This window comes from Bacteroides sp. D22 (genome assembly GCF_000163675.1).
In the GTDB taxonomy this organism is placed as follows: Bacteria; Bacteroidota; Bacteroidia; order Bacteroidales; family Bacteroidaceae; genus Bacteroides; species Bacteroides xylanisolvens.
Genome location: NZ_GG774811.1, coordinates 109420 through 123330, shown reverse-complemented (window position 1 = coordinate 123330; position 13911 = coordinate 109420). Strand labels below are relative to the sequence as shown.

Genomic DNA, 13911 nt, shown 5'->3' with positions numbered 1-13911 from the left:
CTGGTAAAAGCTGTTTGAACTCTAAACTCTAAATAGGCTCGCAACCTTGATATTCTATCGGAGCTTTGCAGCTTGGCGGAGAGAGGCCGTTACGTGGGCTAGCCTCAAGTGCTTTCTCTTTTATGGTGTCCTCTTCCCGCCTATCAGTCTTTATCTTAATACAACAAAGATAATAAGACTGATATTTTCCTGATAAGATGCGGAGGTAATTATTCGTCTCGCTTGACTTTTTTAAAATAAATTTCCGACCTCTTATCTATTAACTGCAAACTTAGAGCTTTTTTTATGTCCGCAATTTTAGGAAAGGCATAGAAAAAGGATGAAATACTTTTTATAACTTCAATCATTAGTCTCTCCTTTCCTAATTGCCCAACGGACAGTTCGGTGTATATCTTGCTCTGATCTCTTGTTTTGTGTAGTCGCGCTATTGTATACACTCGATATAAGAGTTATTAGTAGGCAATTAATCCAGGAGCGTACTGGATACATTTTTTCTTCTTTAGAATCCCAATATTCCCGGGTTGATCCAAATTTTCGGCTGGAAAATATCTGGGGCAACGAAGAACAAAAGTTCCACCTAATTTTAGATGAACCGACAATATTTATTCATCGTTTAAAATGGAGCAAAAATCAGGAAATATAGACCTTGAAGAATCAATATAAATTAATTTCATATAAAGTGGGAAATATTTTTTAACTAAGTTATGAGAAAAGGTAGATTATTATTACATGGCTGTCTGGTGGCTATAGGACTCACGGCTACATCTTGTTCTTCGGATAATGAGGCATCAACCAGTTCGACCCCAAGTGGTATCATCAGTTTGGATGTCATTAACACCGGAACAGCCTTTACGCGTGCAGTAAATGAGACTGATTATCAGAATACTGCTAATTGTACAGTACAAATTCTGAACAACGATAACGAAATTCAAAAGGAGTTCTTGTACAAAGACCGTGAATCGAGCATCGAGCTGAAAAATGGCATTTATACTTTTAAGGCATTTTATGGTACTGACAGCAATGCTTCACGCGATGCCTTCTATGTAGAAGGCGAAGAGATGGTTGTTGTGAATGGTGATGATAGCAAAGTTACTATAACTGTGGCTCCTAAACATGGCAAAGTGGTGGCTTATTTTGACCCTACAATGGATACCTATTTCAGTGATTACTCCGTAGTATATGAAACAGCTGCTCTCACTGCTGCAGGCTCTGTAGCGACTTGGGCAAAGAGTGAAACGGAACCTTGGTATCTGAAAGTGGACGAAAAGGGTGAAGAGGTGAAAGCCACTATTAATTTTACACGCATTGACGACAGCAAGACCTCAACTATTGAGAAGACTTATACATTACTGCCCAACAAAGCATGGACGTTGAACATCTATCCTAAAGATAATAACGGTAGCTTGGGCATCGAGATCGTTATCAATGAAGGTACCAATGATGAGGAAATAGATATTACCGTACCTTCTGAATGGATTTAATCTGCAATCAAAACGAAAACAAGAAAAATATCATTATGAAAAAAATCAATATCATAACCCTTGGTATATTGGCAGTTTTTAGTTTAGCCTCTTGCGAGTTGAGCGATGAATTACGGGGCAATTCATCTGATTCTACAGGTGATGGATCTGCCCAGGTAAATGTTAGTACTAAGGTGCCTGTCAGCATGACACGTGCAGAAACTGTAAGTACAGACGAATTTCCGGTACTTATAGAACATCAAACAGATGCTGATGTCAAAAAGGGTTATCTCGTGAAAGAGCTCCCCAACAGCATTGCACTACCTGTAGGTAAATACACCGTATCTGCACATACCCCTGGTGAGCTTGAAAAGAAAATGTCCGCTCCTTATTATGCCGGAAGTAACGAAATAGAAATAGAAAAAGGACTTACTACCAAGACTGATGTAGTGTGCAAAATGAAGAATAGCCGCATACAGGTAAAGTATGGCACCGACTTTATTACCGCATTCAGTGAGTGGACCATGACGGTGGATGATGGTACCAATACGGCCATCAGCTATACGCAAGACAATACAGATCCTGCAGCCGTTTACTATTATTTTACGGAAAACACAGTAGAAAAGATTACGGTGAACATCAGTGCCAAGACGGTGGATGGAAATACCGTAAGTGACAGCCGTACTTTCAAGAAGACCAATGCAACCGAAAGTTATGAAGAGGTGAGTGACTACTTTGGTGGCGGTGATGCCATTGTGATTACTATGGGGGCCGTTGGCGATTCAAACGGTCACATCACTAACATCACCATTAATACTTCCATCACCTTTGAAAACAGTTCAGAGTCTGTTGAAATCCCTGTAGTGATTGCTTCGCTGGATATGCCGAGTAGTACGAGCTATACCATTGATGACAATAATGTCAGCACCGACATGCCCGAGGAAGCCAGCACTGTTATCACCACTCCCGCCGGCTTGAAGAGTTGTGTGGTGAAAATTGAGGCAGGAAACACGGCTTTTCAAACAGCATTAAGCCAATTAAATGGGCTTGATTTTACTACCGGTGTTGATATTGTGGATAACACAACTTTCCTTGCTTTAATTCAGGAGACGGATGCCACGCTTACTGTTCCTACAGCCAACCAGACGGATGCTTATACGTTTCCCATTGCCAAGTTCTTTACCAAGCTGAACAGTTTTGGTGCTACCGATGATGGTAATGCACATAAGTTCAGTGTGGCTATTACGGACAATGACGGTAATACGGCAAGTGGAGTTTATTCGGTGGCAATTACGAAGAAAGCTACGGAAACGCCTGACGGTGCTCCGACATTGCAATTACCGACTGATGTAACTTATGGTTCAAAAGGTACCGGAATGCCAGCAAGTGCAGATGCTATTATTTCCGCTGAATCTGGTTTGGATAAGGTTATTGTTAAAATTTCAGGAGGGAATAGTGCTTTTAATGAGATTTTAACTGATCTCAAAATGGATGGCCAAAGTTTCTTAATGAGTGGAGATGGTGTTGATATTATTAATAACAGTGACTTTACAATGCTCTTAAAGAGTGTAGATGAAACATGGGCCGCTCCGGTTGATGGAACAACAAGTTATGAATTTCATATAGGTGCTTTCTTTTCTTTCTTAAACCAAACAGGTGCTACCGATGAAGGGAAAGCGCATGAATTCCATATTGAAGTAACAGACAAGAATGGTAATAGCACTTCAGGCGTGTTTAAAGTAACAATTACAGCAGAATAACAATGAAAAAATATCATATTTTTATTTTATTACTGACATCTTTGTTGGTACTTTCCTGCCAACAGGACAATGAAATATCCGAGATAGGTTATTTGAAATTGGAAGTAGGCACTAATGCCTATGTAAATCCAGCCACCAGAATAATCGACGAATATAATCCTAAGCAGATTGCTGTTCAGATTTTAGATGCCAATAATTCTGTAATGACAGAAACAGATGACTGGGAAACCTTGAAGGGCAAGCAAATACGTTTGAGTCCGGGTGTTTATACCGTAAAGGCTTCTTCCAATGGCTTTGATGGTAGTGAGGCTCATTTTGATACGCCTTATTATGCAGGTAGTGAGACGGTGACTATAGAAAAGGGTGTAGTGGCCACTGCTAATATCACTTGTACACAGGCCAATGTAAAGGTTACGGTGAATTATGACCAAACTTTCATTGATGCTTTCCAAAATGCCACAGCTACCGTAACTTCTTCGGCAGCCGAAAACCAATCTTTGGAATATGTGATGGGTACTGAATTAAGGTCCGGCTATTTCCCCGTAGGCGAACTTACTGCCAATATCACAGTTGTCAACAAAGCTGGAGAATCGCATACCCAGGATTATTCCATTAAGCATGCCGATGGTAGTACCGTTGCCGCCCGTGACCACTTTATCTTGAACTTCAAAGTGGCTGAATCGGGTTCAGTGGAAGGTACGGACAAACCTGGTATTACAGTTACTGTAGACGGTACGGAAGTTATTTACACATTTGAGTTCGATGTGTCAACAGCTGCCACTATCCAGCTGACAACTTATTCACCCGAAGTTCTTTGGAGTAGTTTTGTTCATCTGGAAGGAGCTGTTACAGCAGCTACTGCCGGTTGGTCCCCGGATGGCAATAATATGAAATTTGAATGGAAAGCTGTTGCTGACAGTGAATGGAGTGAATTGGCCGCGACAGAATCTGCAGGAACATATACGGCTGTATTGAGGGACTTGACACCAAATACAGAATATGAATATCGTATGACGTATAAAACAGATTCCGAAGAATATACAAGTACTTCTATGCGCTTTACAACGGATGCGACGCCTGCACTGTATAATGGTGGATTTGAACATTGGTATCAAGATGGGAAAACATGGGATGCTATCTCTGAAACTGATTTTAATTCCGGATATTCTTTCTGGGACTCAAGTAATCCGGGAACAACTACAGGTGTAGGTGCAATGGTAAATGTTAATCCTACACAAGGGGTAACGTCTCCTGCACGTACAGGAAATAAAGCGGCTGAATTGAAGTCCCAATATGCTGCAGCTTTTGGATTTGGTAAATTTGCAGCAGCAAGTTTATATTCAGGTACTTTTGGCGATTTGGTGGGTACAAATGGTGCTTATATTCATTTCGGACGTCCGTTTACTGCCCGTCCTATACAATTAAAAGGCTGGTACCAGTATTCTACAGGTTTAATAGACTATCTTGGTGATGGCCAACCTTCAAATACAGTAACAAAAAATGATAATGACTTGTGGTCTGCTTATATTGTATTGGTTAACGGTAGTTTAATTAACACGAGTACTTATCCTACAAACGCTAATGCAGCCGAAAATGCATACACATTGGATAATACTAATATGTCAGGAACTTCTAAAGATTTTAATGCCTTGTTGAACGATCCGGACGATTCCTGGGTAGTTGCTTATGGCGCGTTGCCCGATGAGAAGTGTGTCACAGCAAGTGAGTGGACAGAATTTACTGTAGATCTGACTTATAAAAATTTGACCACGAAGCCCACCCATGTTATTATCGTCTTCTCTTCAAGTAAGTACGGTGACTACTTTACCGGTAGTACGAGCAGCTTACTTTATTTGGATGATATCGAGTTGATTTATGGAATTCCGACAGTAGTTGATTAATCAAAAAATGAATCATCTTATAGATGATGTGTCGAAATAGGTTCTTCGGACACAGTTAACATTGATGCGTTGTCTGTGTCCGGAGAATTACTCTTAAAACGAAGATTGCACGCCACCATATTTAAAATCAATTACCAATAAAAAATGAACATAAGATTTCTGTTTTGCTTTCTACTGCTGGTAACAGGCTTTTGCTTGGCAAAGGCACAGACAGTTGCCAATGAAGTTCTTTCACAAGACAGTATTGTTCTGACCGACTCCACTGGATGCAAGTATCTTGTTCCCGTTTCTGTCTTAAGTCATAAAGTGGAACAACCCAAAGAAATACAACCGATCAAAAAGACAAAGTTTCATCGTCCGCAACGTATTGACCGTGAAATAATGGAAGCCGTTTTCATTCCTAAGGGGCAATGGCTGGCCGGTGGAACCGTGTCGTACTCGGAACACAACGAAGAAAATTTGAACTTTCTGGTATTGAAAGATGTAGATGGTTTGGGTTATTCGTTCAATGTCAGTCCTTATGTCGGTTATTTCTTTCGTGATAACATGGCAGCAGGTATTCGTTTTGCCTATAACCGCAAGCATTTGGACTTAAGAAACTTTGAATTGAATTTAGGTGAAGACTTTAACATCGATTTGGAAAACCTTTATTATTTGGAACATAAGTACGAGGTTTCGGGTTTCTTACGTACCTATATGCCCATAGGACGTAGCAAGATATTCGGTTTGTTCAACGAAGTACGCCTCACATATGGTTACGCACAAGGCAAGAACTCTACCGGGGCAGGCACAGAGTATGATGGTACTTACGAACGTTCGCACAACCTGCAAGTGGGCATTGCACCGGGCATGGCAGCTTTCATCACCAACTGGTCAGCGGTAGAAGTATCGATCGGCGTGATGGGTTATAACTTCAAGTGGCAAGACCAAAAAAGCAATCAGATAGAGAATGGTAAACGAAACACTTGTTCGGGTAACTTCAAGATAAATCTTTTCTCCATCAACATAGGCATGACTTTCTATCTATAACTTAGCTATGCAGATTATGAAGCATCAATACTTATCAGTCATTTATAAATGCTTTACATCGCTCTCGCTGCTTTCCTTGTGGACTGGCTGTATAAAGAACGATATTCCTTATCCCATTGTGGATGGAAGCATTCTTTCCATTGAGGTAGAAGGGCAGTGTGATGCCAGCGGGAATGCCAGTACGCAAGCTACCATCAATAAGAACAAGCGTACCGTAAGTCTCTACATAGACGATACTTCCGACTTGCGCAAGTTACGTATCAAGAAGTTGACAGTAAGCAACAATGCAGAACTGATCATAGACTCTGCGGCATGTAACAACTATCACAAATTTCCCAACGGAGGTTTTGAATCGTTGGACGATCTGGTCCCCTCTGCCGATACGCGTGTTGACTTCTCGCAACCGGTAAACTTTATATTGCGCACTTATCAAGACTATGCGTGGACGGTAAGCGTGGAACAGGTGTTAAACAGGGAAATTGTCTTGGAAAACCAAATAGGTAAAGCCGTCATCGACGACGAAAATCGTAATGTGGTCATTTATGTGGCCGAAGGGCAGCCTTTAGATAAGATAAAGGTAAGTACCTTCAATCTGGGTGGACTCAATGGAACAGTACTGCCCGATCCGACGGCAAGCGAGACATTCGACTTCTCTCGTCCTGTAGAGTTGTATGTATCAATGGGCTACGAAGAGGTGGGCTATAAATGGACAATCTTTGTTTATCATGCAGAAGGCAGTACAGCTACTACGGTTAACAGCTTTCCCATGACCAAACAATTGGAGCTATGGGGTGACATCCAAAACGGAAAAATCCCCGTCATAGAATATAAAAAGATGAGTGACAGCAATTGGCAGACACTTTCATCATCGGCGGTAAACATCAGTGGTACAAGCTATACAGCTACCATTAATGGACTGACACCTGCTACCAATTACCAATATCGTGTCAGCGTGGATGGTATGCAAGGCACCACGCAGAACTTTACCACTACGCCTGCCACGCCGCTTACCGATGCCGATTTTGATAATTGGCACCAAAACGATAAGTTGTGGAATCCCTGGTCTTCATCGGGCAACTCTTTTTGGGATACGGGTAATCGTGGTGCCACTACCGTAGGTAACAGTAATTCCGTACCTACCGATGATACTTGCAACGGAAGTGGACAGGCTGCATTGCTGGAATCTAAATGGATTGTGTTGAAGTTTGCGGCAGGAAACATCTTCACTGGAAGTTATGTTAAAACAACCGGAACCAACGGTGTATTGAGTTTCGGTCGTGAGTTTTCGGCTTTTCCAACCAAGTTGCGCGTGAACTATAAATGTGAAGTGACCGAAGTTAACCGTTGTGGTGATGATGACTACGAATGGTTGAAAGGCAGGCCGGATACTTGCCACATTTATATTGCTTTGACCGACTGGGATGAACCATTGGAGATTCGTACGCGTCCCAGCGAACGCCAATTGTTTGACAAGAACGAGTCTAAAGTAATAGCCTACGGCGAACTGCTGAAAGGTGAAACCGTGACTACCTGGACACAGGTGGATATCCCCTTGACTTATCGTTATTCCAAGCGTACGCCCCGTTATATTCTGGTGGTGGCCAGCGCCAGCAAGTATGGGGACTTCTTTACCGGCGGTGAAGGTACCAAGTTGTGGATAGACAATTTTGAACTGATTTACGAGTAAAAACGACTTGCATGAAATACTCTTATCGGACATATATCTTATTGTTAACGATTCTTTTGCTTTTCTCTTGCCGACAAGAAGAGCCGGTAGTAGACATGGAAAGTGGTTTCCTGCTTACTTTGGGAGAAGCAAGTGTGATAGTCGATACGCGCAACACACCGATTGAACTGGGTACTCCCGTGGCCGACAAATTCAATGTACGTATTGTGCGTAGCACCGGAGAAGTGATTTACGACCGTGCCTATACTTCGCAACTTATTCCCGCATCGGCAGACAGCTATACGCTGACCGCTTCCTATGGTACCAATGTAGCTTTGGGACTTGATGCTCCTTATTATGAAGGCGTTGCTACGGCTACCGTGGAGAAAGGAAAACAGACAGCTGTACGCATAGAATGTGGTGTGGCCAATTCCCTGGTTACGGTGAGGTACATTGATGCCAATACTAAGGAAGAGAGTACTGCTCGTTTTGACCGTTTTCTTTCGGATTACAAGGTAAGGATAGAGGTGGGCAATCGTGGTCTTTACCTACCTCACGACACCAAGCAGAGTATCTATTTTCCTGTAGGATCTATTCCTAAATTACAGTTTCAAGGTGTGTTGAGGGAACCGGAAGGCAAAGAGGTACGTTATGATATTCCTTTGAAGGACAAAGAAGGTAGGAATATTTCATTCGGAGCAGGTACCCATGTTATTATTTCGTTGTCGTATGCAGCGATAGACGGGTCTGGTGCAGCAATTACGGTAGAGCAAATAGAAGTAAAGACGGAGACCATCTCGGAGAATATTCCCGTCAGTTGGTTACCTCGCCCTTGGGTAGAGGGTATAGGCTTTGAAGACAGGGTGCTGACTCATTATGAAACAGAAGAAGTACCGGTAACACAGCTGAATTTCCCTGCAGCCATTGGTTTGGACGATGTAAAGTTCACTATTGCTTTTGATGATGGGACTTATAAGTCACTGAACGGTGACTATGTGTTGAGTGAAATGACAGATGGGCAGAAACGGGCATTTACCGATGCAGGTATCTCATTGCCCGAGATAGGGAATCCGGAGAAGACGACAATGGATTTTACCAATCTGATAGACAAACTTTCAGGTAATCCTGATACCACCGTGCCCACCGTAGACAATATCATCAAGATTACCGGTGTAACTGCCAATAACAAGGAGGCTGTCGAAGAGTATCTGCAAGACTATAAGATTGCAATAAAAGCAAAACCGGTGTTTTCTATGCCTGCATTGGATGAAAGAAACATTTGGTCGAAGTCATTTACTTCCGAAGATGCGGTAGTACAAGAGGGATATGCCAATGATATTATGGCCGGAATAGGCTATGAATATAGTTTGGACGGTGGAAATACCTGGACTTCTTATAATGGAAAGCCTTGGATAGATAGTGTGACTGATGCAGACAAGAAGTCTCATCATTTTGGTAGTAGTCGCCCTACTCCCAATCCCGAGTCGGGAGAAGATAGCAATACTGTGCATGTGTGGGCTCGTGGTAAGTTTCGAAACTTTGTCTCTTCTAATACAGTAACGTTTACATTGGAGATACCGGAACAAATACCAAATTCCAATTTGGATGAATGGTCTCTTGACAACTATCAAGGTAGCAGATATTCCTATGATCCGTGGGCAGGCGATGATGAAGTGAAGTTCTGGGATACTAACAATCAGTTTACCACACGCCATCGAACGAACTCTTCTTCGGTAACAATGGCAAACTACAATGGTATGCCGGCTGTGTCGTTTGTACCCGGACGAAGTGGTTGGGCGGCAGAATTGAGAAGTACAGCTAATGGTAAAGCAAATACAAGGATTAGTAGCAGGTGGCATAGCGAAAAAGATTACAATAAAGTAGCAGGTGAGCTTTACACAGGCACTGCAGAGGTTACGACCGGCAATAATGATGCCAATGCAAGCAGCGATACACATACCAGACTCAAAAATGCAGAACATCCTTCGCGTCCAACGGCTTTAAAGTTTTTCTATAAATACCAGCCTCATAATGGAGGTAGTGATGCTTGCAGCGCATTGATTCAGTTGTTGGATAGCAACAAGGAGGTTATTATAGAAAACACGATAAGTGGTGGTGGAACGGTATCTGACTGGACAGAAATAACGCTTCCGCTTAATTATGTCAGTGGAACTCTTTATGAAAAGTGTGCATATATTCATGTCCTGTTCTGCTCTACAACGACGACCGGAAGCAATATGGAGTATTCAGAACAGACATGGACGTTGTACAAGAGCGCCACGGAGACTTATACATTCAGTCCTGCTTATGTAGGCAGCGTTCTCACCATCGACGACATTATTTTAGTTTACGATAAATAACAGAAATATTATGAAAAACATTCACACCATCATAACCGCTTGCTTCACATTGTCGCTCCTGTTTGTTTCGTGTATTGAAGATGAGCAACTGGTACAACTTGGACAAGGGACGCTTTCCCTTTCCGGTCTTGAATTGCAGGCTGTGGCAACAGAACAAGTCGCCACTCGTGCATTGAGCGAAGACTTCACAGTGCAAGTTTATAAAGAGGGGGCAATAACTCCCGATACCACCTTTACCTATCAATCCACGCAGCAGTCGGGTAGCAAAGTAACCCTCAACGTGGGCAACTACTACCTGAAAGCCTACAATGCCGCCCATGCCGATGGTGACTATACACGTGCCGTTTACTGCTACCAAAGCGAAGTATTCACCATCAAGGAAGATTGGATAACCTACGTGAATGCTTATGTACCAATGGTAAACTACGCCGTACGCTTGGCGTTGCCTGCCACGTTTGACATTTTTTTTACGCTTGACTCTTTCACCATCACGGCAGGAGGAGGCAGTGTGTCGTTGTCCCGCAACGGTGAAACGGCTTACTTCGATATTCCCACATCTACCACTGCCTTCAGTTACACGCTCACCGCCATCAACAACGATGGCGAGCGGCAGACCCATACCGGCACCTATGGCTATCGGACCAATGATGTCGAGGCAAGCCGTGAGATACAGCCGGGAACGGTGTACGAAGTAACCTATTCGTATGTCACACAGCAGCTGGAAGTCAACAATTAACAGGCCGTCGGAGGTGGCAGCAACCGCGTGCGACAACCGAAAGCTGAAGCAGGAAACACAACTATAATAGAGATTAACAATTATGGGAGCAACACATTTAGATGTATATGTAGACAAGATTAAGTTAAACAACCAATCTGGAACAGTGTGCGCTTTGAATTGCCGTTATAAGGACGGTGTGGACGGGGAACAGAAACGTACCGGTGCCACAGACTCTTTCCCTGTTGGTCAAAATAAGACTTTAGACCTGAATTCTTTGCCCGAATTGAACGAGTTGTACAATAAAGGGCGTGAGGTATATGTCACGGCACATGTTGATGTAAAAGCCGGCAAAGATGATTATGCTGATATATGGGCAAAATACAAGCCAAACAGCGAAAAAGGTGCGGAGTTTACTATCTCCGGGGTAATCAACTTTACCGATGTAGGATTCAACGGTCTCATTGATTAGTTGACTAATTGGTAAGCTGTGAAGATAACCGGTTAGAAGCCTTAGTGTAACTAAACACGGGTGATATTGAAATCTTTCAAATCGCCCGCGTTTTCGGTACTAATTCTTTTTAGCCAATCCTTTGGTGATCTGAAGTCTCTCCTATTTCAAGGTAGTCATAATTTTGAGTGTCTTTGACGGCATCATGGATAAACTTGAACCACATGGTATAGATTACAATACATCCGCGGAAGGTGTATTGCCGGGGGTGTTAATCTCCATCTGAAGATATTCGTGGGAAGTTGAAGCTTACCAAGTTGCTTGTGAAATATAAGGCATCGACATTTTTTCTTTCGCGTGAATGATGTGTCTATGGTCAATGTAACAATGGAGACATTATCATCGTTGATCGTACCGTTACCTCTAACAACAACTGTAAGGCTACATGTTACATTGATGGTGAATATACTGTAAGTGTGTAGAACTATCGGATAAAAGCGTCCGCTTCATACCAGCTAATGAGCATAACACGATATTCATGCCGATAGAGATAACCCCGAAGAATAAAACTTTACAATTTGTAACGTTGTCACTCGGGTAATCAAAAAGGTGTAGCAATGTTTACCGTTGCCGCTATGCAAAGTTTTACATACTTGCCGATTGCAAAAACTTCTTCGCGTCTTGTGCGCGAGTATTCCGCTCTAACCTGCAAGATAATGGAGATTGTGTCAAAATGCTGACACAATCTCCATTGTCGGTACTATTGAGCCGGGTGTATTCCGAATGCTCTATTTCGACACAAGGGGTCTCGAAGAGACAGTCATGTGAATGGTCCCGACTCGCTCCACGAGTAGTCGGTGTTTTTGCATTTCATTCATACTATATATTGTTGTGTTACTGGAATACACATTCCACTTATTAACCTGTTGTCATCTATCAGTCCTGACAGCAAGAATACACGGGGGAGATTATTCCGGCTATTTGAAACAGGCCCGTCTGATGGATGATGAAGACTTGCATCCATGTTCCTTGTCTCATATCCGTGTTTTTTCCATGACGGCTCGTACGGGAGACTATTCCGAAGTCCTTTCCGGATTGGGAAAGAACAATTCCACTCTCGTATGCCGGTTGGCTTCCGTGGGTATATGGTTAGCAATCCCTCCTATACCGACCTTGATGACCATTCCGGTCGGTACTCCACGTCGTTCCAGTTCAACGGCGACAAACTCCGCCCTCGCGGTGCTCAATGAATCATTGATGGCAGGCGTACCAGTCGAACTGTCAGCCGCTCCCGTAATCTTTACGGACAGATTGTATTTCTTCGCCACCCGTGCCAGCCCATCGAGGTTGAGCATCTGCGAGGCGTCCGTCAAACGTGCCGTATTGAGACTGAAAAAGAAATAGACGGGCGCACCGACACATTCGCCGCCGACATACATGAAGGTAGTGGAGTCGGTGGCGAGGGGGTTGTCATGTTCGGACAGCGCACCACGGGAAGGCGGATAGCTGTAAATCAGATTTCCGTTCCTGGATTGAAGAGCAGTCGTGTCAAGGGGCGACGTGCCGTCCCAATGCCTGTATTTCAGCCTTGCACGTAACGAGTTCAGCCCACTATAATTGTTCACCGGATAGGTCTTGCGTCCGTCGCCGCTCTCCTTACCGAACATATAACTATATGTACCAAGCAAGCCTTCTATTTCCAGAATTTTCTTCAACTCGGCGAGCGTCCGCCTGTCCCGGTCATGCTGGCCCGCATAACGCCGGTTCTCTTCCGTCAAACAGTTGGCGTAATCGACGAGTTGTTCATTTCGGCGAATATAGGGTGTTGCATCCACCGCACGTTTCCAGCCCACCTTGCCGAGATGGAACGTGAATCCGGCAGTCAGCGAGAACAGGTGGTCGCCCAAGCGGTTCGGGCGGCCATAGCCGTCGAAGTCCTGAAAGGTGATCGTGTTAGACAGTTCCAGCGTGGCACTTACCCGTCGGGAGATACGGTACTGTCCTTGTACTCCATAGGAGAGCGCAAAGAGATTGCTCCCGTTTGTGGAATTATGCAGCAGCCCGACTCCTGCAAAGGGCGCAAGTCCCCAGCGTACCTGTTTCTGCCGGGTGTACCCGCGACCGAGGATGTTCCAGAGCAAATCCGCGCGGATATAGTGGTAATCCTGCGAGGACAGTTCTGCATCCTTGAACTGTAATCCGCTGTAATTGATACGTGTACCGACAGAGGGTGTGAACCACTTGCCGACAGCAAAGCTGTACGATGGTTTCACCCGCCCGAAAAGATCTTCACAGCCAAGTGGCGTGCCGAGAAAGGCGGTCATTCCTCCGGCGATACTGACAAACCAGTTGCCGGTACGGGACATCGGGAGTACCACCCCGTCGAGGTAGGCTGGCTGCATGAATTGAAGCAGTTCCGTGGCCTCGTAGCGTGAATAATGTCGTACAGTGTCTTCCTGTACGGGTTGTACATTCGCCCGTGCCTGCAATGTGCAGAACACGGCAAAAGTCAAGATGAGTTGTTTCGTCATATTCCAATGTTTTTAAATTCGTTATAGTTATACTCTGA

General features: G+C 43.8%; 9 protein-coding genes. 8 read left to right on the top strand and 1 reads right to left on the bottom strand.

Going from position 1 to position 13911, the window contains the following annotated elements:
- Positions 1-704 precede the first annotated feature (704 nt).
- The 8 genes from HMPREF0106_RS08730 (at position 705) to HMPREF0106_RS08760 (ending at position 11363) form a co-directional block, all read left to right on the top strand.
- Positions 705-1481, top strand: coding sequence for a DUF4493 domain-containing protein (locus HMPREF0106_RS08730; RefSeq protein ID WP_009040434.1), 777 nt, complete (start codon positions 705-707; stop codon positions 1479-1481).
- A gap of 35 nt (positions 1482-1516) precedes the next feature.
- Positions 1517-3220: a DUF4493 domain-containing protein gene (locus HMPREF0106_RS08735; protein WP_157133816.1), complete on the top strand. Its 1704-nt coding sequence runs from the start codon at positions 1517-1519 to the stop codon at positions 3218-3220.
- A gap of 2 nt (positions 3221-3222) precedes the next feature.
- Positions 3223-5121: a DUF4493 domain-containing protein gene (locus HMPREF0106_RS08740; protein WP_009040432.1), complete on the top strand. Its 1899-nt coding sequence runs from the start codon at positions 3223-3225 to the stop codon at positions 5119-5121.
- Positions 5122-5265: 144 nt separating this feature from the next.
- Complete coding sequence (locus tag HMPREF0106_RS0124915) at positions 5266-6150, top strand: hypothetical protein (protein WP_009040431.1); 885 nt, start codon at positions 5266-5268, stop codon at positions 6148-6150.
- A 16-nt stretch (positions 6151-6166) separates the two neighbouring features.
- Positions 6167-7837, top strand: a complete 1671-nt coding sequence (locus HMPREF0106_RS08745; RefSeq protein WP_157133815.1) for a PCMD domain-containing protein — start codon at positions 6167-6169, stop codon at positions 7835-7837.
- Positions 7838-7848: 11 nt separating this feature from the next.
- The gene (locus tag HMPREF0106_RS08750) at positions 7849-10176 is read left to right on the top strand and encodes a DUF4493 domain-containing protein (RefSeq protein ID WP_009040429.1); all 2328 of its coding nucleotides are present in this window, start codon (positions 7849-7851) and stop codon (positions 10174-10176) included.
- Between the two features lie 10 nt (positions 10177-10186).
- Positions 10187-10912, top strand: a complete 726-nt coding sequence (locus HMPREF0106_RS08755; RefSeq protein WP_009040428.1) for a DUF4493 domain-containing protein — start codon at positions 10187-10189, stop codon at positions 10910-10912.
- An 82-nt stretch (positions 10913-10994) separates the two neighbouring features.
- Positions 10995-11363, top strand: coding sequence for a hypothetical protein (locus HMPREF0106_RS08760; protein ID WP_009040427.1), 369 nt, complete (start codon positions 10995-10997; stop codon positions 11361-11363).
- Between the two features lie 1052 nt (positions 11364-12415).
- Here the strand turns inward: HMPREF0106_RS08760 and HMPREF0106_RS08765 are convergent.
- Positions 12416-13873 (bottom strand): OmpA family protein, encoded by a 1458-nt coding sequence (locus HMPREF0106_RS08765; RefSeq protein ID WP_009040426.1) that lies wholly within the window; start codon positions 13871-13873, stop codon positions 12416-12418.
- Between the last annotated feature and the right edge of the window lie 38 nt (positions 13874-13911).